At 72.7% G+C, this 25,356-nt stretch carries 24 protein-coding genes and 6 pseudogenes; 9 read left to right on the top strand and 21 right to left on the bottom strand.

What is annotated here, in order from left to right:
* Positions 1-45 precede the first annotated feature (45 nt).
* Positions 46-1,221 carry a lipid-transfer protein gene (locus L3X23_RS02480; protein WP_237190486.1) on the bottom strand — a complete coding sequence of 392 codons (1,176 nt, stop codon included), beginning with the start codon at positions 1,219-1,221 and terminating at the stop codon, positions 46-48.
* On the bottom strand, positions 1,218-2,711 hold the full coding sequence (locus L3X23_RS02475; RefSeq protein ID WP_237190485.1) for a class I adenylate-forming enzyme family protein: 1,494 nt from the start codon (positions 2,709-2,711) through the stop codon (positions 1,218-1,220). Before L3X23_RS02475 ends, L3X23_RS02480 begins: the two co-directional genes overlap by 4 nt.
* 642 nt (positions 2,712-3,353) lie before the next feature.
* On the opposite strand from L3X23_RS02475, the gene L3X23_RS02470 reads away from it, so the two are divergent.
* The gene (locus L3X23_RS02470) at positions 3,354-4,874 is read left to right on the top strand and encodes a hypothetical protein (protein WP_237190484.1); all 1,521 of its coding nucleotides are present in this window, start codon (positions 3,354-3,356) and stop codon (positions 4,872-4,874) included.
* Positions 4,875-4,898: 24 nt separating this feature from the next.
* Here the strand turns inward: L3X23_RS02470 and L3X23_RS02465 are convergent, their stop codons facing one another.
* The 7 genes from L3X23_RS02465 to L3X23_RS02435 form a co-directional block, all read right to left on the bottom strand.
* Positions 4,899-5,213, bottom strand: coding sequence for a hypothetical protein (locus L3X23_RS02465; RefSeq protein ID WP_237190483.1), 315 nt, complete (start codon positions 5,211-5,213; stop codon positions 4,899-4,901).
* Between the two features lie 114 nt (positions 5,214-5,327).
* Entirely contained in the window at positions 5,328-5,855 is a 528-nt protein-coding gene (locus tag L3X23_RS02460) for a collagen-like protein (protein ID WP_237190482.1), read from the bottom strand.
* 4 nt (positions 5,856-5,859) lie between these two features.
* Complete coding sequence (locus tag L3X23_RS02455) at positions 5,860-6,423, bottom strand: hypothetical protein (RefSeq protein WP_237198200.1); 564 nt, start codon at positions 6,421-6,423, stop codon at positions 5,860-5,862.
* 33 nt (positions 6,424-6,456) lie between these two features.
* Positions 6,457-6,825, bottom strand: coding sequence for a hypothetical protein (locus tag L3X23_RS02450; RefSeq protein WP_237190481.1), 369 nt, complete (start codon positions 6,823-6,825; stop codon positions 6,457-6,459).
* Positions 6,822-7,139 carry a hypothetical protein gene (locus L3X23_RS02445; RefSeq protein WP_237190480.1) on the bottom strand — a complete coding sequence of 106 codons (318 nt, stop codon included), beginning with the start codon at positions 7,137-7,139 and terminating at the stop codon, positions 6,822-6,824. The genes L3X23_RS02450 and L3X23_RS02445 overlap by 4 nt, the downstream gene beginning before the upstream one ends.
* Positions 7,140-7,152: 13 nt before the next feature.
* Positions 7,153-7,746, bottom strand: a complete 594-nt coding sequence (locus tag L3X23_RS02440) for a sortase domain-bontaining protein (protein WP_237190479.1) — start codon at positions 7,744-7,746, stop codon at positions 7,153-7,155.
* Positions 7,743-7,970, bottom strand: coding sequence for a hypothetical protein (locus tag L3X23_RS02435; protein WP_237190478.1), 228 nt, complete (start codon positions 7,968-7,970; stop codon positions 7,743-7,745). Before L3X23_RS02435 ends, L3X23_RS02440 begins: the two co-directional genes overlap by 4 nt.
* Positions 7,971-7,973: 3 nt before the next feature.
* On the opposite strand from L3X23_RS02435, the gene L3X23_RS02430 reads away from it, so the two are divergent.
* A complete protein-coding gene (locus tag L3X23_RS02430; protein ID WP_237190477.1) occupies positions 7,974-9,086 on the top strand; it encodes a TetR/AcrR family transcriptional regulator in 1,113 nt (370 codons plus the stop codon).
* Positions 9,087-9,096: 10 nt separating this feature from the next.
* Here L3X23_RS02430 and L3X23_RS02425 read toward each other — a convergent pair whose 3' ends face one another.
* Entirely contained in the window at positions 9,097-9,891 is a 795-nt protein-coding gene (locus L3X23_RS02425) for an MOSC domain-containing protein (protein WP_237190476.1), read from the bottom strand.
* A gap of 63 nt (positions 9,892-9,954) precedes the next feature.
* On the opposite strand from L3X23_RS02425, the gene L3X23_RS02420 reads away from it, so the two are divergent.
* Positions 9,955-11,583: a phospholipase D-like domain-containing protein gene (locus tag L3X23_RS02420; protein ID WP_237190475.1), complete on the top strand. Its 1,629-nt coding sequence runs from the start codon at positions 9,955-9,957 to the stop codon at positions 11,581-11,583.
* Positions 11,584-11,682: 99 nt separating this feature from the next.
* Here the strand turns inward: L3X23_RS02420 and L3X23_RS02415 are convergent, their stop codons facing one another.
* Both L3X23_RS02415 and L3X23_RS36540 read right to left on the bottom strand, forming a co-directional pair.
* Positions 11,683-12,711 (bottom strand): IS481 family transposase, encoded by a 1,029-nt coding sequence (locus tag L3X23_RS02415; protein ID WP_237190474.1) that lies wholly within the window; start codon positions 12,709-12,711, stop codon positions 11,683-11,685.
* Between the two features lie 466 nt (positions 12,712-13,177).
* Positions 13,178-13,744, bottom strand: a pseudogene (locus tag L3X23_RS36540) (integrase core domain-containing protein); the annotation flags it as partial.
* A 63-nt stretch (positions 13,745-13,807) separates the two neighbouring features.
* Between L3X23_RS36540 and L3X23_RS02405 the strand changes: the two are divergent.
* The gene (locus tag L3X23_RS02405) at positions 13,808-14,401 is read left to right on the top strand and encodes a plasmid pRiA4b ORF-3 family protein (protein ID WP_237190201.1); all 594 of its coding nucleotides are present in this window, start codon (positions 13,808-13,810) and stop codon (positions 14,399-14,401) included.
* Between the two features lie 31 nt (positions 14,402-14,432).
* Here L3X23_RS02405 and L3X23_RS02400 read toward each other — a convergent pair.
* The 3 genes and pseudogenes from L3X23_RS02400 to L3X23_RS02390 form a co-directional block, all read right to left on the bottom strand.
* Positions 14,433-14,888, bottom strand: a pseudogene (locus L3X23_RS02400) (IS5 family transposase); the annotation flags it as partial.
* Positions 14,889-15,002: 114 nt separating this feature from the next.
* Positions 15,003-15,806 carry an IS21-like element helper ATPase IstB gene (gene istB, locus L3X23_RS02395; RefSeq protein ID WP_237190164.1) on the bottom strand — a complete coding sequence of 268 codons (804 nt, stop codon included), beginning with the start codon at positions 15,804-15,806 and terminating at the stop codon, positions 15,003-15,005.
* Positions 15,803-16,804 (bottom strand): annotated as a pseudogene (locus L3X23_RS02390) (IS21 family transposase); the annotation flags it as partial. The pseudogene L3X23_RS02390 and the gene istB, both read right to left, overlap by 4 nt.
* 45 nt (positions 16,805-16,849) lie before the next feature.
* Here L3X23_RS02390 and L3X23_RS02385 point away from each other — a divergent pair.
* Together L3X23_RS02385 and L3X23_RS02380 are read left to right on the top strand one after the other, a co-directional pair.
* Positions 16,850-17,140, top strand: coding sequence for a transposase (locus L3X23_RS02385; protein ID WP_237190473.1), 291 nt, complete (start codon positions 16,850-16,852; stop codon positions 17,138-17,140).
* Entirely contained in the window at positions 17,137-18,045 is a 909-nt protein-coding gene (locus L3X23_RS02380; protein ID WP_237190472.1) for an IS3 family transposase, read from the top strand. Before L3X23_RS02385 ends, L3X23_RS02380 begins: the two co-directional genes overlap by 4 nt.
* A 29-nt stretch (positions 18,046-18,074) precedes the next feature.
* Here L3X23_RS02380 and L3X23_RS02375 read toward each other — a convergent pair.
* From L3X23_RS02375 to L3X23_RS02365, 3 pseudogenes are all read right to left on the bottom strand, one after another.
* A pseudogene (locus tag L3X23_RS02375) lies at positions 18,075-18,659 on the bottom strand (IS21 family transposase); the annotation flags it as partial.
* A gap of 120 nt (positions 18,660-18,779) precedes the next feature.
* Positions 18,780-19,187: pseudogene (locus L3X23_RS02370) on the bottom strand (IS5 family transposase); the annotation flags it as partial.
* 67 nt (positions 19,188-19,254) lie between these two features.
* A pseudogene (locus L3X23_RS02365) lies at positions 19,255-19,608 on the bottom strand (helix-turn-helix domain-containing protein); the annotation flags it as partial.
* 215 nt (positions 19,609-19,823) lie between these two features.
* Here L3X23_RS02365 and L3X23_RS35065 point away from each other — a divergent pair.
* Both L3X23_RS35065 and L3X23_RS35060 read left to right on the top strand, forming a co-directional pair.
* On the top strand, positions 19,824-20,387 hold the full coding sequence (locus L3X23_RS35065) for a DUF222 domain-containing protein (RefSeq protein ID WP_255733873.1): 564 nt from the start codon (positions 19,824-19,826) through the stop codon (positions 20,385-20,387).
* Positions 20,272-20,997: a DUF222 domain-containing protein gene (locus L3X23_RS35060; protein ID WP_308116859.1), complete on the top strand. Its 726-nt coding sequence runs from the start codon at positions 20,272-20,274 to the stop codon at positions 20,995-20,997. The genes L3X23_RS35065 and L3X23_RS35060 overlap by 116 nt, the downstream gene beginning before the upstream one ends.
* A 759-nt stretch (positions 20,998-21,756) precedes the next feature.
* Here L3X23_RS35060 and L3X23_RS02355 read toward each other — a convergent pair.
* The 3 genes from L3X23_RS02355 to L3X23_RS02345 all read right to left on the bottom strand — a co-directional run bounded on the left by L3X23_RS02355 (position 21,757) and on the right by L3X23_RS02345 (position 24,474).
* Entirely contained in the window at positions 21,757-22,512 is a 756-nt protein-coding gene (locus L3X23_RS02355; RefSeq protein WP_093087748.1) for an IclR family transcriptional regulator, read from the bottom strand.
* 73 nt (positions 22,513-22,585) lie between these two features.
* Entirely contained in the window at positions 22,586-23,989 is a 1,404-nt protein-coding gene (locus L3X23_RS02350; RefSeq protein ID WP_237190471.1) for a GntP family permease, read from the bottom strand.
* Positions 23,986-24,474, bottom strand: a complete 489-nt coding sequence (locus tag L3X23_RS02345; RefSeq protein ID WP_237197914.1) for a gluconokinase — start codon at positions 24,472-24,474, stop codon at positions 23,986-23,988. Before L3X23_RS02345 ends, L3X23_RS02350 begins: the two co-directional genes overlap by 4 nt.
* A 177-nt stretch (positions 24,475-24,651) precedes the next feature.
* On the opposite strand from L3X23_RS02345, the gene L3X23_RS02340 reads away from it, so the two are divergent.
* Positions 24,652-25,350 (top strand): FadR/GntR family transcriptional regulator, encoded by a 699-nt coding sequence (locus tag L3X23_RS02340; protein ID WP_237190470.1) that lies wholly within the window; start codon positions 24,652-24,654, stop codon positions 25,348-25,350.
* The last annotated feature ends 6 nt before the right edge of the window (positions 25,351-25,356 follow it).

Here is a 25,356-nt window from a genome sequence, read left to right as displayed (position 1 = left end):
CGGCCATCGGGCCGCGGCCGCGGCTCGGCCCGGGGGGCCGGTCGGTCACCGCCCCAGCTTCTCGTACAAGGTCACGACGGCGGCGCCGCCGAGACCGATGTTGTGCTGCAGGGCGACCGTCGCGCCGTCGACCTGGCGGGGCCCGGCCTCGCCGCGCAGCTGCCAGGTCAGCTCCGCGCACTGGGCGAGCCCGGTGGCGCCCAACGGGTGGCCCTTCGACAGCAGCCCGCCCGAGGGGTTCGTGACGACGCGGCCGCCGTAGGTGTTGTCGCCCTCGAGCACGAACTTCTCGGCGGTGCCCTCCGGGGTCAGCCCGAGCGCCTCGTAGGACAGCAGCTCGTTCGTGGTGAAGCAGTCGTGCAGCTCCACGACCCGCACGTCCTCCGGGCCCACGCCCGAGGCCTCGTAGACCTGCCGGGCCGCGGCCCTCGCCATGTCGTAGCCGACCAGCCGGATCGGGTCCCCCGCGAAGCTCGACGCCGTGTCCGTCGTCATGGCCTGGGCGGCGACGGCCACGTCGGTGCGCAGCCCGTGGCGGCGCGCGAACTCCTCGCCGACCACCACCGCGGCGGCGGCCCCGCAGGTCGGCGGGCAGCACTGCAACCGCGTCAGCGGCCCGTGGATCCGCGGCGAGGCCAGCACCTCCTCCACCGTGACCTGGTCGGTGAACACGGCGTGGGGATTGTGCGCGGCGTGCCTGCGCGCCTTGACCGCGATGTGGGCGAACACCGCCGGGTCCGCGTCGTGGCGCTCGCACCAGGCCGCGCCCGCGGCGCCGAAGTACCGCGGCGCCATCGGCGCGGTGTCGTCCTTCGGCAGCACCTCGTCGAACCGGTCGAACGCGCTCGGTCGGTCCTCCCACTGCGCCTTCAGCGCGCCGCGCTGCATCTGCTCGAACCCGAAGGCGAGCACGCAGTCCGCCGCGCCCGACGCCACGGCCTGCCGGGCCAGGAACAGCGCCGACGAGCCGGTCGAGCAGTTGTTGTTGACGTTGACGACCGGGATGCCGGTCATGCCGACCCGGTACAGCGCGTTCTGGCCGCTCGTGGAGTCGCCGTAGACGTAGCCCGCGTAGGCCTGCTGAACCTGCGCCAGCTCGATCCCCGCGTCGTCGAGCGCGGCCCGCACGGCCCCTTCGGCCAGCACGTCGTAGGTCGCGCTGCGGCTCGGGGTGGCGAACGGGACCATGCCCACCCCCGCCACCAGCACACGTCCGGTCACGAGACCTCCTCCTTCGCCACGGCCTCCCGCAGCAGGTGCTTCTGGATCTTCCCGCTGGGGTTGCGCGGGATGGGTCCGATGTGGAGCCGGTGGGGCAGCTTGTAGCCCGCGATCCGCTCGCCCGCCCAGGCGCGCAACGACTCCAGCGTGGGCTCGGCGCCCTCCCGCGGTACGACCACCGCGAGGATGCTCTCCCCGTAGTCCGGGTGCGGCACCCCGACCACCGCCACGTCCGCCACGTCCGGGTGGCCCGCGAGCGCGCCCTCGACCTCCACGCTGTAGACGTTCCGGGCGCCGGTGATGATCAGGTCCTTGAGCCGGTCGACCAGCGTGATGTAGCCGTCCGCGTCGAGCCGGCCGAGGTCGCCGGTGTGCAGCCAGCCGTCCCGGACCGTCTCGGCGGTCGCCTCGGGGCGGTTCCAGTAGCCCTTCATGATCGTCTCGCCGCGGAGCACCAGCTCGCCGACCTCGCCGGGTGCCACGTCCGCACCCTCGGCCGTGACCACCCGCGCCTCGGTGTTGGGCAGGGCGTACCGGCCGCTGGCATCGGGGCGGGCCCGCACGTCCTCCGGACCGGCGTAGATGCCGCCGGGCCCGGCCTCGGTCTGCCCGCAGAGCTGGTAGAGGTCGACCGAGGGCAGGGCCGCGGTCAGGGCACGGACGTCGTCGGGGGCCATCGGGGCGGCACCGAACAGCCCGATCCGCCATGCGGACAGGTCGCGGTCCGCCAGGTCCGGCACGCGCAGCAGGAAGCGGTACATCGTGGGGACGCCGAAGAACAGCGTGATCCGCTCGCGCTCCATGACGTCGAGCAGCGCGGCCGGGTCGAACGCGGGCGCCACGACCTGCGTCATCGCCATCGCGACCCCCGGGAACAGGACCAGGCACAGGGCCGCCGCGTGGTAGAGCGGCGCCACGTGCACGGTGCGGTCACCGTCCCGGAAGCCGGTGGCGGTGGCCATGTTGACCATGCACCACAGCGCGCGGTGGTGGTCGAAGAGCGCGCCCTTCGGGGCTCCGGTCGTTCCGGAGGTGTAGAGCAGCAGCGCGTCGTCGCTCTCGGCGGGCCGGTGCTCGACGGGCGGGTGGTCGGCCGGCGCGGTCGCGAGCCGGTCGAGGGTCAGGACCAGCTCCGCTCCGCCCGCCGCCGCGACGACGTCCGCGAACGGGGCGGCGTGCAGCACGGCCCGGGCGCCGGAGTCCGCGATCAGGTGCGCGACCTCGGGGGCGGCGTTCGCCGGGTTGCCCGGGACCAGGATCGCGCCGACGCGCAGCACCGCGTAGGCGGCGATCACGAACGCGTCGCTGTTGCCGGACATCAGGACGACGCGGTCGCCGGGGCGCACGCCGTGCGCCGCGAGGGTCGCGGCGGCGGCCTCGACCTCCGCCGCCAGCTCGCGGTAGGTGCGCCTGCGGTCGCCGAAGACGAGGGCGGTGCGGTCGGGGCACCGGGCCGCCGTGGTGCGCAGGGTGTCCGGGATCGAGGGCATCGTCGCTCTCCTTGGCACCGAAGTGAATCACGGTTAGCGTGTGGTCGCCAGTGAAGCAGGCGCAGAGCCAGGCCCAGCGGTAGTCGGCCAGCGAGGCGGGGTCGCGGACGAACTGGTCGGCTTCGGCGATCAGCCCGCGAGCCTTGGCCCAGGCGCCGAAGGCTCGGTAGTTGCTCTCCCAGGTGACCTGCACGAAGCCGCGGCCGGTGTACGGCGCGTACCTGGCGCCGCTGGCTCCGTACTCGGTCATGGTCCGGAAGTAGTCGGACTCCTGCGCACAGGTGGCGAGGAAGCTCGCGGCACCCTGCACGGTGAGGCCTGCCGGAGCGGCCCGCAGCGCTGCATCGGCGCCCGCGGCGAGCTCGTCGTACGACCGCACGGGCGGCCTCTTCGAGCTGATCGCGCCCAGGGCGGAGAGCACCCCGCGCAGGGCCGCTCCGGTCAGCGCCATGGTCGGCTCCTTCAGGGTTTGGTGCCGCCGGGCGAGGCCCGGCACGATCTACTTGCGACGAGAACTAGCTGGTCAGACCGCAACTCGGGCGCCCGAGTCTCGTTGGCCGAGCATCACCAGATCGGGCGCGGCGTGGCAGGCGGGCGAGTGCGGCTCCCGGCTGAACACTCAGTGAGGTGGCCGTGACTCTGATGGACAGACCGACCGAGGAGCTGCCCGCGCAGCCCTGGGAACCCGGGCGTCACCGGCGTCCGGCCCGTCAGCGCCGCGATCTGCGTCCGCTGCTCTCGGCGGCCTTCGGCGGGGTCGCGGGTCTGGGTCTGTTCCTGCTCGTGCACCGCGGGCTGGCCGACGACGCCTACATCACGCTGTCCTTCGCGCGAAACCTCGCGCTGCACGGCGAGTGGGCGGTCACCCCAGGCCTGCCGTCGAACACGGCGACGAGCCCGCTCTACGTCCTTGTCCTCGCCGCGGTGGCGGTGTTCGTCCGGTCGCCGCTGGTCGCCCTCGGGATCGTGCTCGCAGCCTCGACCGCGGTGATCTCGCTGGCGCTGACCGCGGTCGCCCGCCGCAGCGGCTGGGCATGGTGGGCGGGCCCGCTCGCCGTCGCCCTCCTGGTGTCCTCGCCGCTCATGGCGGCGACCGTGGGGCTCGAGTCCTTCCTGCTGCTGGCCCTACTCGCCGCGCTGCTGTGGGCGCTACAGGGGCAGCGGACCGTGATCGCGGGCCTGCTGTGCGGCCTCGTCGTCCTGTGCCGCCCGGATGCCGGGGTGTTCGCGGTCGCCGCGGCTGCCGCGGTGTTCGTTGCCGCGTGGCCGGACGCCCGTCGCGCGATCGGTCGGGTCGTGGCGATGGCCGGCCTCGCGGTCGCGGTGCTGATCCCCTGGGCGACCGCGTCGGTGGTGATGTTCGGCAGCCCGATCCCGGACACCCTCGCCTGGAAGACCGCCCAGACCCAGGGCCTGGCCGGGACCCACTACCACACGGCCATCCTGCTGTTCCTCGATCGCTGGACCTCGGCCACGACGCTCACGCTGACGCTCGTGGTGATCGGCATCATCGCGCTGCTCGGCTGGATTCAGCTGGCCCCGGCCCATCCGGCGACCATTCTCATCGGTGGCGGCGCGGTCACCCACGCCGTGGTCATGTCGATGCTCGACGTGCCACCCTTCGCCTGGTATTACGCGCCGGTCGTCGCCGGGTCGGTCATCCTCGCCGCACTCGGGGCGGCGGCGCTGCTCCCTCGTCGTCGCGGGATGCCCCGCTTCGGGATCGCCTTCGGGGTGCCGCTCGTGCTCATCGCGGCCGGGGCGAGCTCGTTCGTCTACGCACACCAGTGGCAGCAGGCCATCCCGTTCCACGCGAACTACGCGACCGCGGCGGAGTACGCCGCCATCGCCGCGGTCATCCCCGACGGCGCCACCGTCGAGACCGCGCACGGCGAGATCGGGGCCATCGCCTTCTTCTGCGCGGACCGCTGTCGCGCAGTCGACCCGCTCTCGGATCCCGGGCGGCTCGCCCCCGTCATCGAGCAGCAACTGGAGAAGCCCGGTCCGGGCGGCGCCGTGCTGCGGGTGCTCTACCGGAAGTGGTCGCCCAGCGAGCCCGCGCCCGCGCAGCTGCGCACCGTCTCGACCGGACCTGACGGGCCCGGCTTCCCGATCTGGTCGGGCTTCGGCGGGCCGGGGCACCTGAACTTCGAGCGGACCTAGTGGGTCACGCCAGCCCGATGGGAGTCACGGTGATCCGCTGCCGCGCGAAGAACCCGGTTCCGGCTGTGGTCCGGTGCAGGCCACGCACGTTGTACTGGGCACACGGGTCAGGCCGGTGACCAGGGTGTTCCTGCTCGCGTCGACACCTTGACCGTTCGCGGTCACCGTGAGGCCCACGGCGTTGATGTCGGCCGCAGCGAGGACGACGGTGCCGGATCCGACTGTGTTGCCCGTCCGGACCTCGGGGGCGTAGTAGGCCGAGGCGCCGGCGGTGTTCGGCGCAACGGACGACGACGCGTCGACACGAACGGACCCGGACGGCGGCGCGACGAACACCACGCCGGGTGATCCGGTCAAGGCCACGAAGGTCGTCGAGGTGGTGCTTACCCCGGAGGCGTTCTCGGCCTGGACAGCGGCGGCCGATGCGCCGGTGACCTCGGCGCGGACCAGCGCTCATCGGGGGGTGCCGCGGGTGCCGATGTAGCGGAACTCCGCGATGAGCACCTCGCCGGAAGGGACGAGGTAGGACATCGCTCGACCACCGGCGGGCACAACCGAGGTGGTGTCGAAGGTGATGGTGCGGTTCGCGCCCGAGGCGAGGAAGTGGGCCGTGACGACCTGATGGTCGGTCGGGTTGGACAGGCCGAAGGTCGCGTTGCCGGTGACGGTGAGGTTGATGAAGTTGCCGGGGGCGCTGGCGTCGGAGGTCAGCGCCGAGCTCACCGACCCGGCGCGGATCGCGGAGAGCACCGAGGGCATGTCCGCGCCGGTGAGGATGTCCCAGATGACGTCGTAGTCGGTGGCGCTGTTCTTCTGGGCGAAGCGGCCCGCGGCTCCCCCGGCGGGCAGGCCGGGGCCTGCGGGGCCGGTCGCGCCCTGAGGCCCGGTGGCGCCGGTGGGGCCTTGCGCACCGGTCGGCCCCTGAGCGCCGGTGTCGCCCTTGGGTCCCTTCAAGGAGGAGCCGGTCGCGTTCCACGGCACGGGGTCAGCTCAGCAGGTAGACAGCGCCGTCGGTCAGGTCCAGGTAGCGGTCCCCGACCTGAGACCCGGCGATCGTGCCCGGTGCCCCGTTCCCGGAGAACCACGTCGACCCGCGGACACCCTGCGGGCCGGTGTCGCCCTTCGGGCCCTGGGCGCCGGTGGCTCCGGTAGGCCCGGTTGCGCCCGTCGGGCCCTGGGCGCCTGCAGCACCGGTGGCGCCTTGGGGTCCGGAGACGTCGCCCATGTCCGTGAAGCCGGGCGTGGCCGAGTCGTATCCGGGGCCGGAGGTCGGCGCCTCGTTGCCCTCGTAGACGTAGAGGTGCTTGTTCTCCAGGACGACGTAGGCCTTACCCTTGGTCGTCACGTTCATCGCGACGAGCGCGGCCTTCGTCGCGACCGAGCCCTCGGGGTCAAAGGTGCGGCCCGCGGGTCCAGTGGCGCCGGTGGCGCCGGTCGTGCCCTGGATGCCCTGGGGGCCCTGCGCGCCGGTGTCGCCCTTCGGTCCCTGTGCTCCGGTCGCGCCCTGCGGGCCGGTGCGCCCTGGTCGCCCATCGGGCCCTTGACGCACCCGATCTGTCCCCAAGCCATGATCGTCCTTTCGTCAGCCGAGCTGGTAGAAGGCGCCCGAGTCGAGGTCGACGTACATGTCGCCGCGCTTCGCGCCCGGGATCACCGGCGGCGGTGCGCCGTGGCCCTGGAACCACTCGCTCGTGATCTCGTCACGCGGGACCGCCCGCACGACCCCGTCGCCCTGTCGCTCCAGCAGCCCGGCGACGCCGGAGGGAGCCTCGACGTCCTCGAGGTCGTCAAGCACGACCGCGCCGGGGCCCGGCTCACCGGGCGGGCCGGGCGGCCCGACCACCGGGACGACGACGGCGCGGGTCGCCGAAGGCGGGGCCACCTCGATGCGCGGCAGGATCGGCGGTGCGATCCGCACCCGCGTGCCCTCGCCGAGCACCAGCTCGGTCATCGCGAGTCCACCGGGCCGCTCGCCCACAGCAGCGTCGGGCCGTCGGCGCCCTCGCGGTAGTGCAGCCGGACCTGGGTCGGCCTGGCGGCGAGCACGGCAGCAACCTGCGCGGCCGGGACGTTCCACGTCATCGCCTCGCCGTCGAGGGTCGCCGCCCAGACGACCGGGTTCGCGCCGCGCAGCCGCACCTGCAGCTCGAGCTGCGCGCCGGGCGGCCAGCCGCCCTCGGCGACGATCGCGGTCACGAAGTCGGAGTCGGGCGCGAGCCGGACCTCGAGCGGCAGCGGGTCGAAGCCGAGGCTGATCGTCGACACGTCGGCTCTCCTCTCAGCCCGCGAGGCGGGCGAACACCACGATCTGGTCGACGTAGCTGCGTACGCCCGAGTAGAAGGCGCCGCCGCAGGTCACCAGACGAAGCTCCGGGCCGTCGGTGTCTCCGTAGACCGCGGCGGTGGCCGTGGCGCCCGGGTCGTCGAGGTCGGCCTTCGGGTAGGCCTCGACCCGGTAGACGGTGAACCACAGCGGCGGGGCGCCGTCCCGGTCGACGGTGATCTGCGCGCCGGGGGTGAGTGTGCGGATGCCGTGGAAGACCCCAGGCACGCCCCGACGGCCGTCCCGCTCGCCGTCCACGTGGCCGTACAGCACGGCCGGGCCGGGCTCCCCCGGCTCCGGGGACCACGACGCCCAGGAGGCCTGCTCGGGCGTGTGCACGCTGGGCACCTCGGGCGTCCCGTCCGGGAGCATGCCCGTCGCGATCAGCGTCGAGGTCACCCCCAGCGCGGGGATCGTGACCTTCGTCGGCGCCGCGGGCGGTGGTGCGGTCTGTGCGGGCGGGGTGCTCGGCAGCGGGGTGTCCCCCGCGGTGGCGCACCCGGCGAGCAGCAGCACCCCGAGGGCGACGAGCAGACGGACGGGCCTCACGCCTCGGGACCGCCGCCGGTCTCGGCCGCGCCGGACGGCACCCGGTCCAGCGCCGTCGCGCGCACGCGGGCGCTGCTCGCCGCGTCGCCGACCGACGCGGACGTCGCGGCCGCGGCGGAGAGCGCGGCGCTCGTCGCACTGGTCGACGGCCCGGACTGCCCGGAGGGGATCGCCGCGTTCCTGGCGCGCCGACCGCCCCGGTTCGCCGCGCGGGGCACACTCACCCCGTGACCGTCGAGGCGAGACGCCGACCGCGGGACCGGCGCGCCCACATCCTCGCCGCCGCGGCCCACCGTTTCTGGAGCGACGGCTACCACCGGGTGTCCATGGCCGCGATCGCCGCGGACGTCGGGATCGGGGCGAGTGCGCTCTACCGACACTTCCGGGGCAAGGAGGAACTGCTCCTGACCGTGCTGGACGCGCAGCTCACGGCGATCGAGGCGCTCGACGGCGACTTCACCGCCGCACTGACCGCGTTCACCCTCGAGCACCGCGAGTTCGGCGTGTTGTGGGAGCGCGAGGCGGGCCACCTCCCCGAGGCCGACCGGCGGGCGCTGCGCCACCGCCTGCGCGGGCTGGCCGAGCGTGTGGCGGCGCCCCTGGAGGCGCAGGCCGAGCTGCGGTCCTGGGCGATCCTGTCCGTGTTGGACAGCCCGTCGCACCATCACACCGACCTCGACCACGGCCGGTTCGCGGACATCCTGCGGGCGGCGGTCCGGGCCGTCGCGGCGGCTCCGCTCCCCGACGCCGTGCCGGTGCCGAGCGCGCCCCGACCGGCGGGCCTGCACCCGGTGTCGCGGCGCGAGGCGCTGCTCGCGGTCGCCGCGCGCCTGTTCGCCGAGCGCGGCTACCCGTCGGTGGGGCTGGACGACATCGGCGCGGCCGCGGGGATCGCCGGGCCGAGCGTCTACCACCACTTCCCCAGCAAGATCGAGGTCCTCGCCGCGGCACTCAACCGCGGCAACGAGGCGCTGTGGCTCGGGCTGCACCGGGCGCTGGCCCGGGCCACCGACGCGGCGGACGCCCTGGACCGGCTCGTCGCGCACTACACCGACTTCGCCGCCGAGAACGCGGCGATCGTCGGCATCCTGGTCACCGAGGTCATCCACCTGCCGGAGGAGCGCAGGCAGGACTTCCGCCGCGCCCAGCGGGACTACCTGGCGGAGTGGGTCGAGCTGCTGCGTCGGGACGACGCGGGGCTGCCCGAGGCGGAGGCCCGGGTGCGGGTGCACGCCGCGATCTCCCTGGTCAACAGCCTGTCCCGGATCCACCACCTGCGTGTCGTCCCCGGGCACCCGGCGCGGACCGCGGCGCTGGCGCGGGCGGTGCTCCACAGCTGAGCCCGACCACTCAGCCGACCACGACCTCGTCCCCCGCCCGGATCGTCCCGGTCCGGACCACGGTGGCGTAGCATCCGGCGCACGGCAGCACCCCGAAGCCGGGCACCTCCACCCGGTTGCGGTCGGCCGGACCCCGCAGGGCGTGGGGTGCGCGGCCGAGGTCGCCGTGCTGCAGCGTCGGCACCGAGCAGCGCGGGGTCGGCAGCGTGACCTCGAGCTCCACCTCCCCGATCCGCAGCCGCCGCCCGAGCCACGCGTTCTCGACGAACGGGGCCACGGACCCTGCGACCACCACGTTCGGGCGGTAGCGCAGCGCCTCCACGCCGAGTGACCCCAGCGTCGCGGCGGTGATCAGGTGCAGCGGGGAGTGGTCCACGAACCGCCCGCCCGGCGCACCCATCGCGATCTCCAGCTCCGGGGTCTCGAGCTCGGCGTCGAGCCCCTGGGCCAGCACCTCCTCCGGGTCCGGCCGCTCGACGAGCGCGCCGTCGGGCCTGCGGTAGGCCATCGCGACCGGGCGGCCGAGCAGCGCGGTCAGCGGCTCGTCGACCTCGTGCGCGCCGCGCACCTCGCCGCCCGGCAGGTGCACCCGCACCCCGGCGTCGGTCGACTCGGCGCGGCACTGCAGCAGGTCCCGCCACCAGCGCGGCTGTTTCGCCGTGGCCACCTTGCCCGTCGTCGGGTCGACCAGCGCGAGCGCGCGGTCGCCGACCACGCCGTGCGCGTCGATCTCGAGGCTGGGCAGGTCCTCGCCCAGCATGGACTTCACCGGATAGCGGTGGAGGGTGGACACCGTCGTCGTCACACCCCCATCGTGGCAGTGGGCTACGGTCTCTGCGCAGGTGCCGGTGCGACGACGGTGGGTGGAGTGGACGAGAGGCTGGACGGCCTGATCCGCCGGTTCATGGTTCCCGGGTCACGGGCCTCGCCCACGTTCGTCGAGGACAGCGAGTGGGAGCCGGTGATCGACGGCGAGGAGTACTTCGCCCAGGTCCTCGTCCTGCTGGAGAAGACCGGCCCCGGTGACTCCGTCTTCCTCACCGGGCTGCAGATCGACGCGGGCGTGGACCTGACCGGCCGCCCGCCCGGCGACCCGGAGTACCGCCCGCTCGCGGACCTGCTGGCCGCCAAGGCCGCCGACGGCGTGGACGTGCGGATCCTGCTCACCGCGGCGGTGTTCAGCGGGTCCGTCCCCGGCGTGGCGATCGGGCCGTTCCGGGCCAACGCGTTCGCGGCCCGGACCTTCCGCCGCCACGAGTCCCTGCGCGGTCGGGTGCTGATGGACTGGTCCGGCGCCGGGATCGGCTGCCACCACCAGAAGATGGTCGTGGTGGCGGTGGCCGGGGAGGTCACGTCGTTCGTCGGCGGGCTCGACCTGCAGCCCAACCGGTTCGACGCCGACCCGCACGACCGGCTCTCCCTCGGCGACACCCGCTGGGGCTGGCACGACGGGGCCGCGCGGCTGCGCGGTCCGGCCGCCGCGCGGGTCTGGGAGGTCTTCCGGGCGCGGTGGGCCGAGGCGGCGACACTCCCCCGTCGCTACACCTGGTTCCCGCCCGTGACGTTCGACGAGATGAACCCCCCGCCCTTCGACACCGAGCTGCCCCCCGCACCGCCGACCGAGCCCTACCCCTCCCCCGGCACGGCCGTCCAGGTGCTCCGCTCCTTCGAGGCGTGGCGGATCGAGACCCTGTTCCTGCTCTACCGCAGGCACTGGACCACCCTGCCGCGCCACGGCGTGCACGAGGTCTACCACGGGCTCGCCCACGCCCTGCGCGCCGCGAAGCGCTACATCTACCTCGAGGACCAGTACTTCTACGAGACACCCGGCGGCCGCCGCCGCTACGAGCTCTACGGCCTGCTGCGAGACGCCGCGGCCCGCGGGGTCAAGGTCATCCTCGTCTGTTCCGGCCGCAAGGACCCGGCCGACGCCGGCGTGAACCGGTTCCGGCGCCGGGTCACCCGGGACATCCAGCGGGGCGTCATCGACCGGCTGAAGCCCGCGGACCGGGCGAACGTGATGATGCACCGCATCGAGGACCTCACCGTCCACACGAAGCTGATGCTGGTGGACGACGTGTTCGCCGCCGTCGGGTCCGCGAACTTCTACAGCCGCTCGATGCGCGGCACCGACACCGAGCTGACCACGGTGTACGTCACCACCGGCCCCCAGGTCCGGGACCTGCGGGTGCAGCTGTGGGCCGAGCACCTGCGCACCCGGCTGACCGACGAGCTGCGCCCCCACCTCGAGGACCTCGACCTCGCGCTCGGGATCTGGAACCCGTGGTGGCTGCCGCCGGACGCGCCCGCGGGCACCTGGCGCACGGCGGGGTACCCCGCGGGCTTCGCCCCCGACGAACGGGTCCTGGTCCCGGTCGGCCCGTGGCCGGAGCCCAGCCCCCGGCCCCTGCAACGCGCCGCCGACGGCGTGCGCAAGGGTGCCCAGCTCGCCTCCTCCGGGATCCGCGCAGCCACGGACTCGACCCACCGGGGCTGACGGGCCGCGTCGACGGGCACCGGTGCCCGCTGCGAGACCGTCGCCGTTGTCACCGACACGGGCACGGCGGAACGTGACTGTGCGACTGACGGAGGCTGATTACGCCTGGGCGGTGGACTTGTTGGTCTTCTGGCGGAGCCTCTCATAGGGGGTTTGGCCGCCGAGCCCGCCGTGCGGGCGGTGGTAGTTGTCGTAGTCCTCCCACTCGCGCAGCTTGTCATCGAAGGACTTGCTGTCGTCGATGACGACGCCCTCGAGGAGGCGGTAGAACTCCTCGGCGTCGATGCGGTGCGAGCGCTCCACCTTCCCGTTCAACCTGGGTGTGCGGGGCTTGATGTAGACGTGCTGCAGGCCCTGGTCGAGGGCGTGCCAGTGGAACGCGGACTGGAACTCCGCGCCGTTGTCGGTCTGGATCACCTCGACCTTGAACGGCAGCCGGGCCAGGACGTGGTCGAGGAACGCGACCGCGGTCTTCTGGTCGGAGCGCGGGTAGACCTTGAGCACCCGCAGCCGGGTGCAGTCGTCGATCGCGGTGAACTGGTAGAAGCGGCGACGCCGGCGCGCGGTCAGCCCGGTGGTCTCCACGATGTGCTCCGAGCCCGACGCCGGCGCAGCCACGGCCGCCGCCGGGTCCTTGCCGACCTTCGGGCTGGTCGCGGGGAGGGCTTCGATGAACTTGACGTCGATCTGGACGCGGTGCCCGGGTTGGGCTTTCTCGTAGCGTTTCCAGCGCCGGTCGTGGCGTTGGTAGCGCTGCGAGGCGGGGAGCCGGTTGAGGCCGAGGCGTTTGAGGATGCGCCACACGCCGGACACGCTGATCGTGACGTCGTGGTAGCGGGCCAGGTACATGACGATCTTCGCCGGGCCGAAGTGGTAGTGGCGACGCAGGTGCACGATCTTCTCCACGACCTCGGCCTCGGTGGCGTTGGGGCTGTGGTGGGGCCGGTGCGAGCGGTCGCGCAGTCCTTCCGGGCCTTCGGCGTCGAAGCGGCGTAGCCAGGTGTAGTAGCACTGGCGGCTGATGCCGTAGTAGCGGCAGGTCATCGCGACGTTGCCGGTCACTTCCTCGGCATGGCGCAGGACCGCCAGGCGACGACGCACCTGGCGGTCCTGGAGGGGATCACTCACAGACGAGTCTCCTAATGATCAAGAGACCCAGGTGTCAACCATCCCCGTCAGTTTCACACGGCGAGACATGACGTGTGATGTCTCAGGACATGGGTGACAGTTCTGCATCAGGACATCGGTGACAGTTGGTGTGTCAGGACTTCGGTGACACTGCCGGGTTCTTGGGTCGTCGTCCGCGTGGGCGGCCGTTCCCGACGTAGCTGATGCCGGGGGCGGGTCTGGTGCGTTCGGCGAGGATCTCGCCGTCGAGGTCGGTGATGATGATTGTGTCGCCGGGCTGGTCACCGTCGCTGACGGCGAGGACTTGCTCGAACGCACGCTCGCCGCCGATCTTGTAGAACACCTTGTCGAGGTGGATGACTCCGGCGGAACTCACCGTTCTCAGCCGTGTGCCGGCGGGTAGAGCTGCGGGCGGAGTAGGCCGGGGCGTCGCCGAGGGCAGCGGCGGCCGATAGACGGGACGGTCGGGTTTCGGGCGGGGTGGATCGGCTTTCGGGGTGGCCTCCCACGCGGCCGCCGGTGTGGTTCGCCCGGGCAGTCCCTGGTGAGGGCGTTCGGTGTTGTAGATGTGGTCGAATGCGTCGATCTGGGTCTGGAGCTGGGTGAGCGTGTCGGCCAGGGGTTGCTTGTCGAGGTAGCGGAACAGGGTCTGGTGGAAGCGTTCGTTCTTGCCCTGGGTGGTCGGCTTGTACGGCTTGCCGGTGATCGCCTCGGTACCCAGCGCGGTGACATGTGAGACGAGTTGCCCGACCAGGCCGCGTCGCGTCGGGTTGAGCGCGAGCCCGTTGTCCGACAGCAGCCGTTGCGGGACGCCGTGTGCGGCCACGGCCTTGTCGAAGACCGCGATCGCGTCGCGGGCGGTCTCGCCGGGCGCGGCGTGAGAGGCGACCGCGTAGCGGGAGTGGTCGTCGATGAGCTGGAAGATCACACACCTTCGTCCGCCCGTGAGGACGTACTCGGTGGCGTCGAGCTGCCAGCAAGCGTTCGGTGCCGGGTAGACGAACCGCCGCCACGCCGAGCGGGGCTTCTTAGACGTCGTTTCAGAAGTGGTGGGCCCGATCCTGTCCGTGTCGGCGACGGCTGAGAGCATCGGCTGATGGCCGTGCCTCGTGTGTCTGGGAAGACGAAGATCCTCGAGTTGGAGATCGTCCTGGCCGGGGTGACGCCGCTGGTCCGGCGTCGGGTGCAGGTGCCCGGCGAGATCGATCTGGCGGTGTTGCACGAGGTGGTGCAGTCGGTGATGGGGTGGACGAACTCGCATCTGCACGAGTTCGAGGTCGCCGGGCGCCGCTACGGGATCCCGGACCCCGACTGGCCCTCCCAGGATGTCGCCGACGAGACCAAGGCCAGGCTGTTTCGGCTGGTCAAGGCCGGTGACCGGTTCGGCTACATCTACGACTTCGGCGACAACTGGACCCACGAGATCGCCGTGGAGAACGTCCTCGCCGCGCAGCCGGGGGTGCGCTACCCGCGCTGCATCGCAGGCCAAGGGGCGTGTCCACCGGAGGACGTCGGCGGGAGCTGGGGGTACGAGGACTTCCAGACCGTGATCGCCGACCCTGCCCATCCCGACCACGCCGAGCGCCTGGAGTGGGCGGGAGGGCCGTTCGACGCGCACCGCTTCGACCCCGACGAGGCCGACCGGGCCCTGGAGTGGCTGGCCTGGCGACCACTGGCCCCGACCTCGTAGACAACAGCGCAGCGAGCACCGGGGCCGACCGTCATACCGGCTTCGGCCGCGCCCTGGTGAGGTGGCGGTGGCAGATCAGGGCACAGGCCAGCGACAACAGGGCGGTGATCGTGGACTCGGCGCGGTCGTAGCGCAGCGCGAGACGGCGGAAGTCCAGCAGCCAGGACATGGTGCGCTCGACGACCCAGCGGACCCGCCCGAGCCGGGTGGAGTCCTCGATCCCGCGCCGCGCGATCCGCACCCCGATCCCACGGCGGGTCAGGTAGCGGCGACAGCGCGGATAGTCGTAGCCCTTGTCGGCGTGGAGCTTGTCCGGGCGCCGACGCGGCCGCCCCGGCCGTCTGGCGTGCTCGCGAACGCCGGGGTTGGTGTCCAACAGCGGGGCGAGCATGCGGCTGTCGTGGGTGTTCGCCCCGGTCACCAGGGCGTGCAGCGGCAGCCCGCTACGGTCGCAGAGCACGTGGTATTTGCTGCCCGCCTTGCCGCGGTGTCAACGGCCAGCTCGTTCTCCCCGTTGGCGGCCAGTAGTTCTCCCCACTGGTGGCCAGTTGGTTCTCCCCGACGGCGGCCAGATATTTCCCCGCCTGGGGTCGTGCCCGGGTCAGGTCAACGGGCTCACCCCCTTGCCAGAGGTGGCCTGGGCGAGGCGGTAGCTGTCGCCCTGGGTGACGACGATGTGGGCGTGGTGGAGCAGCCGGTCGACCGTGGCGGTGGCGAGGGTCTTCGGCATGATCTCGTCGAACCCTGAGGGGTGCAGGTTGCTGGAGACGGCCAGCGAGCGCCGCTCGTAGGCGGCGTCGACGAGCCGATAGAAGCCCTCCGCGGCATCCGGTGAGACGGGCAGCAGCCCGATGTCGTCGACGATTATCAGGTCGGTGCGGATCAGCCGGGCCAGCGCGCGGGTGATCGAGTCGTCGGCGCGGTGGCGGCGGACGAACGCGCCGAGGTCTTCGATGGTGAACCAGGCGACGGTCATCCCGGCCTCGACCGCGGCCTGCCCGAGCGCTTCGCAGAAGTGGCTCTTCCCCGTCCCGGACGGGCCGCAGACGCAGAGGTTCTCCCGGCGGCCGACCCATTCCAGGCTGGTGAGCGCGTCCTGGGTCGGGCGCGGGATCGTCGAGGCCGAGGCGTCCCAGTCCTGCAGGGTCTTCCCGGCGGGGAACCCGGCGCGGGCGCGGCGGGTCCGCAGGTTCGTCGCGTCCCGGCCGGCGGCCTCCTCGGCGAGCAGCACTCGGACCAGCTCGGCGTGGTCCCAGCGCTGGGCTCGCGCGGTCGGGATGAGCTCGAGCAGGTGGCGGCGGATGTGCGGGAGCTTGAGCCGGCGGGTGAGCTCGACCGCCTCGGCCAGCGGATCACCGGCCGAGCCGGCAACGCCCGCCGAGCTCGGTGTCGTGGTAGCGCTCATGCGGGCTCTCCAGTCGGTTGCGGCCCAGCGGACCCAGTGCCGGACTCAGTGCCGGGGTCAGGATCTGGTTCGGGGCCAGGAGTTAGGCCGAAGCCGGACCAGGCGGCGGTGCCCGGCTGGAGGCTGTGGGTCTCACTCGCCTGCGTGGCGGGCTTGGCGACGGTCTCCCCGGCTTGGTGGGCGAGGATGCGCAACAGGTCGTTCTCGGCGAACCGTCCCGCGATCGCCGCGGTGCCCAGGGCCTGGTCGACCTGCCCGGGCGGGTGCAGCTTGGCCAGCGCGACGGCCTCGGTCATCTTCCGCCGGACCCCGCGGGCCCCGGCCGCGGCCGCCTCGACCAGCCAGGCCGCAGCGCCCGGCCCGAGCGCGAGGAACGCCGCCTCCGCAGCGCTGGTGGCCCGCGGTGTCCGCTCGCCGTGCGCGTTCGCCGCGGCGGTGCGCGGCGGGTAGTGCGCGTCGTCGATGACCGGGCTGCCCGGGGTCGACCGTCCGTGCCGTGCGACCTGGACCGGCCCGTCCTGCCCGACGGCAGTGACGATGAGGTCGTCGCCGTGGAAGCGGACCCAGACCCGCGTGTCGACCAGCTCGTGGGGCACCGAGTAGCGCACGCCCTCGACCGAGACGGTGGCGTCCCAGTTCACCCGACGGGTGGTGCCGAACGCGACCGTGAACGGAGTGGAAGGCAAGGGGTGCAGGCGCAGGCGTTCCTCGGCGAGCATCTCCACCGGCGGCCGCCTCGTCTCGCGGTGCGGGCGGGTGTTGACCTTCTCGCACCATCCTCGGCAGGCGGCTTCGAGCTGGCCGAACACGCGGTACTCGTCGGCGAGGTTGACCTCGGTGGGGACGAGGTCGGCCTTGGAGATCCGCACCGTCGCCTCGCTGCCGCCCTTGGTCTGCGGGTCGGCCGGCACGCAGGTGCGGATGGTCATCCCGTAGTGGCGGGCGACATGAACGATCTCCGGATTGCGCACCGGCACTCCGGCGACGTGGTCGACCGTGCGGTTCCCCCATGATCGGGGAGGCATCAGCTATAAGGGGTAGCGATGCCAGAGGTACGGAAGCGATACGACCGGGAGTTCCGTGACGGGGCGGTCCGGATCGTCGAGGAGACGGGCAAGCCGATCGCCCAGGTCGCCCGCGACCTGGGGGTCAACGAGGGCACATTGGGCAACTGGGTGGCCCGCGCCCGCGAGGCCCGCGAGGACACCGAGGGCCTGTCCCGCGGCGACATCGAGGAGCTCAAGCGGCTGCGCGCGGAGAACGCCGAGCTGCGGATGGAGCGTGATGTCCTCAAGCGATCCGTGGTCCTGTGGGTCAAGGAGGCGACGAAGTGAGCGTGGCACGTTTCATCGCCGACCAGAGGACCTCCTACCGGGTGCCGCACACGGTCTGTTGCGCTCTGCTCGGGGTGTCGATCTCCTGGCTGTACAAGTGGCTCGGCCGGGCCAACGGCTCGAACGGTGGCACGACCGCGACCGAGCGGCGCCGGACCCAACTGGACGCCGCTGTCGCGGCGGCGTTCGACGATGCCCAGCGGTTGCACGGCTCGCCCCGGTTGCACGCCGATCTGCGCGAGGCCGGGTGGCGGGTGTCGGAGAAGACCGTGGCGGACTCGATGCGCCGCCAGGGCCTGGTCGCCCGCCGCATCCGTCGCCGTAACGGGCTGACCCGCCAGGACAAGGCGGCGCCGAAGTTCCCCGACCTGCTGCGCCGGGACTTCACCGCGGCCGAGCCGAACCGCAGATGGGTCGGGGACATGACCGAGATCCCCACCGCGGCCGGGAAGTTGTATCTGGCCACCGTGATCGACCTGTACTCGCGGCGGCTGCTCGGCGCGGCCACCGGACTGCACCCGAACGCCGAGCTGGCCTGTGAGGCGATCCGGATGGCGGTGGCGGCCCGGGGCGGCGCGGAGCAGATCCGAGGGGTGATCTTTCACACCGACCGCGGGTCGACCTACACCGCGGCCGCGTTCACGACGCTGTGCCGGCGGCTGGAGATCCGCCAGTCCATGGGCCGGGTCGGGTCGTGCTTCGACAACGCCGCAGCGGAGGCGTTCTTCTCCAGTCTGGAGTGGGAAGTACTGTCCCGCAACATCTTCGACACCACCAGCAGGGCGCGTGCAGTGGTCATCGACTGGTGCTACGGCTTCTACAACCACCGGCGACGACACAGCGCCGCAGCCGGGCTCTCACCGATCAACTACGAGAACACCGCCATCACCCGAGACGCGGCATAGGGAACCCTCCACGATTTCGGGGGAACCACAACCGAGACGGTGCGCTCGTTGTCGGTCAGCGCGTAGGTCGGCACCCCACCCAAACGACGCAGGGTGGTGTCCAGGCAGGCCACGATCGTGGGCAGGGTGCGGTCCCAGACCGCGAGCACGACCCGGAACCTCGACCAGGCCAGCCACGCGCACCACAGGTTCGTCCGGCGCCCGCCGATCCGTGGGCCCTCCGCCCAGTCCCACTGCAACCACAGACCCGGCTCGGGCACCCACGGCCGCAGCACCCGCCGCTGCCCGGCGCGCAGCCGCGCCTTCGTCTCGGCCACCGCGCGACGGGTGGTGCGCTCCCCTCCGGTGAAGCCCATCGCGACGATGCGCTCATGCACGATGTCGGCGCGCACCCGCCCGTTGGAGCGGGCCACCAGCTCCTCGATCTTGGCCAGGTAGGCGTCGATCGGTCGGGCCCGGTGCTCGCGGGCCACCACCGGCTCCCCGGTCGCGCGCAGCGCCACGTATCGGGCCACGGTGTGGTGGTCACACCCCGCCAGCTCGGCCGCCGCACGGTAACTGCCCGTGAGGTCGTAGGCCTCGAGAATCTCCACGATCTCCTCGCTCCGCTTCACCGGCAGACCCTCGCCGCCGGTCATCTGCTGTGGATCACCGGGGAGATATCTGGCCGTCAGCGGGGAGAACGCCGGCCATCACCGGGGCGGTAAATGGCCGCCTATGGGGAGCTTGGACTGGCCGCTGTCACCGCGGTCGGTCGGCGAGGGCCCCGTTAGCTCGCCGCGGCGTTTGGCCCGCACGCTCACGCTGTCCACCGCCGCGCGCGACCAGTCCAGCAGGTCCTGCTGGGCGAGGCGGTCGAGCATCACCCGGTGCAGCTCCGCCCAGACCCCGGCCTCCTGCCACTCGCGTAGCCGCCGCCAGCAGGTCACCCCGGACCCGCAGCCGAGCTCGGCGGGCAGAGCGTTCCAGCTGATCCCGGTCTTGAGCACGAACACGATCCCGGCCAGGGCAGCCCGGTCCGGCACCCGCGGCCGCCCCGTCCGTCCCCGCTTGGGCTTGCGCTGTTGCTTGGGCAGCAGTGGCTCCACCAGTGCCCACAGCTCGTCGCCGACCAATCGCTCGACACAAGATCGTCTCACCATTGCCGGACATGATCAGCTACCCGCGGCGATCCACACAGGACCGACACTCCGACTTCTGAAACGAGGTCTTACGCGGCTCGCGGCGGGCGACACCGGTCTCGCGGAAGATCCGCGCCAACGACGCCGTCGAGGGCACCGAGGCCAGGCCCATCGCGGCCATCTTGTCGTGCACGCTGATCGGGCCGTGGTCGAGCCCGGACGCCTCGAGCGCGGCCCGCACCGCGACCGCCTGGGCTTTGACCTGCTCGGTCAGCGTCGACGGACTCGACCGCGGCCGCCGCGACCGGGGCTCCAGCACGGCCGCTGGCCCCTCGGCTCGGACACGCTTGCGCAGCGCGTAGAACGACTTGCGGGAGATGCCGTGCTCGAGGCAGAACGTCGAGACCGCCCCGCGCGGCGCGTCGTCGGGCCACTGCGAGATCGCAAGTCGGACACGGGGATCGATGGGTTCCTGGGCGGGCACCGCCGCAGCCTCGCGGCCGAAGTGTCACCACCAAGAACACCCACAGTGTCACCGATGTCCTGATGCAGACTCGTCACCTATGTCCTGAGACATGGCACGGCGAGACATGACGACTGCTCCAGCTCTTCGAACATATGTTCGCTTTGTGTCGGTTGAGCTGCTATGATGGCTGCATGACCACGACCCTCGCAGACCCTCCGACGGTGGCGGGTGTCGTGTCGTCGCGCGAGGAGCGGGCCGCGGGGTTCGCCCGGATCGAGCGGCTGGTCGCGCTGCGGAACCGGATCGACGCCGAGATCGCCGAAGAGGTCCGGGCGGCGGCGCAGCGGGAGGTCGAAGCTCGGCTGGAGGAGGCGCTGGTCGATCCTGAACGGGTCGAGGCGAGCATCGTCGGGCAGCTCGGGCTCGCCCTGCGCATCTCGCCGACCCGGGCGCGCACCCAGTTGCGACTCGCCCGCGATCTGCACGCCGGGCTGGACAAGGTGCGGGAGGCGTTCGCGGCCGGGGAGCTGGACGAGCGTCGGGTCGCCGCGATCGTCGCCGCCGCCCGACACCTGAGCTCTGACGAACGGACCGAGCTGGATCAGGCGCCTCGCCGCGCACGATCTGCCGCTGCTCGGGGTGCGGCGGATCGCCGACCTGGCCCGGACGGTCGCGGCGGCGGTGGCGCCGGAGACCTTCGCCGAACGAGCCCGGGCCGCCCGCCGGGATCGGCACGTCACGATCTCTCCGGCTGAGGACGGGATGGCGGTGTTGCGGGCGCTGTTGCCGATGGAGCAGGCCATCACCTGTTATGCGGCGCTGCGCAAGGCGGTCACCGAACACTGGGTCGGCGCCGAGCCGGTCACCCGCACCCGCGGACAGATCATGGCCGACACACTTGTTGCCCGTCTCACCGGACAAGCCGCCACCACGCCCGCTCAGGTGGAGATCCAAGTCCTCGTACCCGTCGAGTCGCTGCTGGACCCCGACTCGCCGCTGCCCGCGGAGATCCCCGGGTTCGGACCCACCGACCTCCTCGACCACGCCACCTGCGTGGGGTGGCGGCGGCTGGTCACCCGGGACGGCATCGTGATCGGCGGTGAGTCCCGTCGCCGCGGCTTCGGCGGGGTGCTGGCGGACTGGATCCGGGCCCGGGACCGGGGCCGGTGCACCGAACCGGGCTGCGACGCCCCGATCGCCCACCTCGACCATCGCAGGCGCTGGTCCGAAGGAGGGCCGACGAGCCTGGGCAACGGCCGCGGTGCCTGCGCCTTCCACAACCAGGTGCGTGAACAACCCGGCTGGCACCTCACCGACCACACCACCACGACCCCCACCGGCCGCCGCTACACCCTGCGCTCATAGCCCGGCGCCCAGAGCGCACACCTTCCGCACGCCCACGTCCTCCACGTGGCGGATTCCGCAGCTGCCCGGGCACGGCTGCGCGCTCGTCGCCGCGGGCCTCGACGAGCCGGCGACCCTCTGGTGTGTACCGCGCAGGCCGGCAACGGCGCCCGCGTGCGACTGGACCCGCGAGTCCCCCACCACGGACACGCGAGTCGGACAGACTTCGAGGCGGCGACGTCCGGTCCGCGCGCCCTGGCGGCCGACTCGCGGGCCGTCAGCGTCCGGCTCGCCGGCGTCCGACTCCCGGGCACCCCGTCCGACTCGCGAGCCCTGGTGTCCGATTCCCGACCGCCCCGTCCGACCTGCGAGCCCTGGCGTTCGACACGCGAGCCCTGGTGTCCGACACGCGAGCCATGGTGTCCACATCGCGTGTCCATAGTGGGGACTCGCGGGTGTGAGGTGCGGGTCTCGCGGGGTCAGACCGTGTCGGGGTGGGCAGCGGCAGCGTCGTCGCCGGCGGTCTCGAGGACCAGAGCGGGGAGGCCGGGCGGTGGGCCAGGCCGGGACGGCCGCGAGCAGGCGGGCGGCGACCAGCCGGATCTCGCCGATCAGCGGGGCCGCGGAGCTCGGCGCCGAGCGCGACGAGCGCCGCGGTGCGCGAGCCCGGCTCGGCCCCGTCCTCCCGCACGCGCAGCCGCGCCTCGTGTCGGCGTCGGGCACTCGGGTGGTGCGGGACAGGCCGAGCGCCGCGCGCCACACCGCGCCGGTGCGGCACGGTCAGGCGGGCGCGCTGCTGGACAGGGAGCGGGCCGCCTGGATCAGGGCGGCGACTCGGCCGTCGTCGATGGTCTCCGGCATCCGGTTCACGGTGCCGACCAGGGCCAGGGTGGCGGCGAGGGCCCCGTCGACGCCGTAGACCGGTGCGGCCACGCAGCGCAGGCCGTCCGCCTTCGCATCGCTGAACGCGACCCCCTGCTTGCGGATCGCCGCCCGCCTGCCCAGCAGCGCCTCGCGCTCGGCCTCCGGCACCGCGCTCGTCGCCCGGGCGAGGGCGCGGTCGTCGGAGAGGTGGGCGAGGAAGAGCTGCCCCTGCGCGGTGCCGATCGGCATGGTCGACCCCACCGCGAGGGAGATCCGGATGAAGCGGCTCTGCTCGTCGTGCACCCGGGCGACGAGCGGCCCGCTGCCACCCCACACCGACAGGGTGGAGGTCTCGTGCACCGTCTCGGACAGCTCCCGCATCACCGGGTCGGCCCGCTCGATCAGCGGCAGCCGGTCCAGCGCCAGCAGGCCGACGCGGGAGAGCAGCGGCCCCAGCGAGTACCCCTGCCCGGTGGTGTGCACCAGCAGCCCGTGCTTCACCATCGCGGCCAGGTAGCGGTACGTCGTGGAGCGGTTGAGCCCGAGCTCCGCGGTGGCCGTCGGCAGGTCGATCAACGACCGCTCCCCGCTGAACATCCGCAGCACCCCGGACACCCGGGCGAGCACCTGGAGATCGCGGCCCTCGCCCGGGGCGGCGGCCCCTTCGCTCATCCTGCCCTCCGGTCCGACGTGACGATCCCCCCATCATCGCCTACGCCGCCCGCGGGAGACCCCAGGGACCCCGCTAGACGATCAGCCCGAGCAGCAGCACGAACACCAGACCCGCGACCGAGATCAGGGTCTCCATCACCGACCAGGTCTTCAGGTTCTGCCCGACGGTGAGCCCGAAGTACTCCTTGACCAGCCAGAACCCGGCGTCGTTGACGTGCGAGAAGAACACCGAGCCCGCACCGATCGCGAGCACCAGCAGCGAGGTGGTGGCCGGGTCCAGCGTGCTGACGAGCGGCGCGAGGATGCCGGACGCCGTCACCGTCGCGACCGTGGCCGAGCCGGTGGCCAGCCGGATCAGCACGGCGACGCCCCAGGCCAGGAGCAGGACGGACACCCCGCTCCCCGCGACCCAGCCCGCGATGAGCCCGCCGATCTGGGTGTCGACCAGGACCTGTTTGAAGCCGCCGCCCGCGGAGACGATGAGCAGGATGCCGGCGATCGGCGGCAGCGCGGTCTCCACCGAGCGGCCGACGCCGGCGAGGCCCATCCCGCGCCCCAGCGTCACCATCCCGACCAGCACCGCGAGGAGCAGCGCGATCAGCGGGGTGCCCACGAAGTCCAGCACGCCGCGGATCGGGGTGTCCCCGGGCAGGAAGATGTCCGCCAGCGCCTTGCCCATCATCAGCACGACGGGCAGGAGGACCGTGGCGAGCGTCGTCGCGAACATGGGCCTGCGGACCTCGGTGCGAGTGGTGGTACCGCCGCCGCTCGTGGGCTCGTCCGGCTCGTCGGACTCGAACAGGGCGGGCGGTGGGACGTCGACCCAGCGGGCGGCGTAGCGAGCGAAGAGCGGGCCCGCGATCGCGACCGTGGGGACGGCGACGATCACCCCGAACAGCAGGGTGATGCCCAGGTTGGCCCCGAGTGCGTCGATCGCGACGAGCGGGCCGGGGTGCGGCGGCACGAGGCCGTGCATCGCGGAGAGGCCCGCCAGGGCCGGGATGCCGACCCGGATCAGCGACAGCCCCGAGCGGCGGGCGACGAGGAAGATCACCGGCATCAGCAGCACGAGGCCGATCTCGAAGAACATCGGGAGCCCGATCAGCGCCCCGACCGCGGCCATGGCCCACGGCAGGGTGCGCGGGCTCGACCGCCCCACGAGGGTGTCGACGATCCGGTCGGCGCCGCCGGAGTCCGCCAGCAGCTTGCCGAACATCGCGCCGAGCGCGATCAGCGTGCCGACGCTCGCGGCCGTGCTGCCGAAGCCCTTGGTGAAGCTCGTGACGGAGTCGGCCAGGGGCATTCCCGCGATCCCCGCGACGACCAGTGAGCCGATCGTCAGCCCGAGGAACGGGTGGATCTTGAAGCGGGTGATGAGCACGACGAGCACGGCGATGCCGATCAGCGCCGCGGCGACCAGCCTGCCGCCCGAGGCGGTGGGGGCCGCGGCGTCGGCCGCGAGGAGGAGGGTGCTCATGCCGACACCGCCCCGGTCCGCAGCGCGGTGGCGGCGGTCTCGACGAGGACGTCGACCGGCTGGTCGAGGTCCACGGTGATGCCCCACTCCTCGGCGGTGAGGGGCTCGAGCGTGGCGAACTGCGACTCGACGAGCGAGGCGGGCATGAAGTGCCCCGGCCTGCCCGCCACCCGCCGCGCGACGACCTCGGGCGAGCCGTCGAGGTGCACGAACACGGTCCGGGCGGAACCCGAGCGCAGCACGTCCCGGTAGTCGTGGCGCAGCGCGGAGCAGCTCAGCACCCCGCCGGTGGGCTCGTGGGCCGCCAGCCAGTCGGCGAGCGCGTGGAGCCACGGGACGCGGTCCGCGTCGGTCAGCGGCGTGCCCGCCGCCATCTTCGCGACGTTCGCCTGCGGATGGAAGTCGTCGCCGTCGGCGAAGGGCACGCGCAGGCGCTGGGCGAGCGCGGCGCCGACGGTGGTCTTGCCGGACCCGGAGACCCCCATGACGGTGACCAGGGGTGGGGTCTCGCTCGCGGTGGGGAGTGGCACGTCGCTGTCCTCTCGGCGTCGTTCGTTGACGGCTTCGTCGAGCGTGAACGATAAGTAGTATTTATGCAACGCTGGATCGAATCAGATCCTACGAATTGGCGTTCGACCTGCTGCGAGTGTGATGATTCGCCGGTGTCGGAGCCGAGGGAGTCGCTGCACGGAGACGTGCTCGACCAGCTGGGCCTGCTCGTGACCGGCGGCGGGCTCGCCGCCGGACAGACGGTGCTCACCGAGGAGCTGGGTACCCGGTTCGGCGTGTCCCGCACCGTCGTGCGCGAGGCCGTGCGGGTCCTGGAGTCGATGGGACTGGTGACGAGCAGGCGCCGGGTCGGCGTGACCGTCGCCCCGCGCTCGCAGTGGCAGGTCCACGATCCGCGGGTCATCCGCTGGCGGCTCGACGGGCCCGGCCGCGAGGAGCAGCTGCGGACCCTCACCGAGCTGCGCGGCGGCGTCGAGCCGGTGGCCGCCCGGCTCGCCGCGACCCACGCGACGCCGCAGCAGTGCGGCGAGCTGACCCGCGCGGTGATGGACATGGCCGTGCACGGGCGGGCCGGCGAGCTGGAGCCCTACCTGGAGGCGGACGTCCGCTTCCACTCGACGCTGCTGGCCGCCTCGGGCAACGAGATGCTGGCCGCCTTCTCCGGCATGGTCGCCGAGGTGCTGGCGGGCCGCACCCGCCACGACCTCATGCCGAGCCGACCGGAGCCTGCCGCCATCCGCCTGCACGCGGACGTCGCCGAGGCGGTCCAGGCGGGTGACGCGGCCGCCGCGGAGACCGCCATGCGCGGCATCCTCGCCGAGGTCGACGACGCGATGCAGCGCACCGACTGAGCCCCC

It is taken from the genome of Pseudonocardia sp. WMMC193, from assembly GCF_021728735.1.
GTDB classification, from domain to species: Bacteria; Actinomycetota; Actinomycetes; order Mycobacteriales; family Pseudonocardiaceae; genus Pseudonocardia; species Pseudonocardia oroxyli.
This window is presented reverse-complemented; position numbering and strand designations above follow the sequence as displayed.

Bases quoted from the DNA above. Each gene is read 5' to 3' on its own strand.
- L3X23_RS02475 (WP_237190485.1), bottom strand. From the start codon at position 2,711: ATGCCCTCGATCCCGGACACCCTGCGCACCACGGCGGCCCGGTGCCCC.
- L3X23_RS02470 (WP_237190484.1), top strand. From the start codon at position 3,354: ATGGACAGACCGACCGAGGAGCTGCCCGCGCAGCCCTGGGAACCCGGG.
- L3X23_RS02450 (WP_237190481.1), bottom strand. From the start codon at position 6,825: ATGACCGAGCTGGTGCTCGGCGAGGGCACGCGGGTGCGGATCGCACCG.
- L3X23_RS02405 (WP_237190201.1), top strand. From the start codon at position 13,808: ATGGCCGTGCCTCGTGTGTCTGGGAAGACGAAGATCCTCGAGTTGGAG.
- istB (WP_237190164.1), bottom strand. From the start codon at position 15,806: ATGAGCGCTACCACGACACCGAGCTCGGCGGGCGTTGCCGGCTCGGCC.
- L3X23_RS02385 (WP_237190473.1), top strand. From the start codon at position 16,850: ATGCCAGAGGTACGGAAGCGATACGACCGGGAGTTCCGTGACGGGGCG.
- L3X23_RS35065 (WP_255733873.1), top strand. From the start codon at position 19,824: ATGACCACGACCCTCGCAGACCCTCCGACGGTGGCGGGTGTCGTGTCG.
- L3X23_RS02355 (WP_093087748.1), bottom strand. From the start codon at position 22,512: ATGAGCGAAGGGGCCGCCGCCCCGGGCGAGGGCCGCGATCTCCAGGTG.
- L3X23_RS02350 (WP_237190471.1), bottom strand. From the start codon at position 23,989: ATGAGCACCCTCCTCCTCGCGGCCGACGCCGCGGCCCCCACCGCCTCG.
- L3X23_RS02345 (WP_237197914.1), bottom strand. From the start codon at position 24,474: ATGGGGGTCTCCGGGTCCGGCAAGACCACCGTCGGCGCCGCGCTCGCC.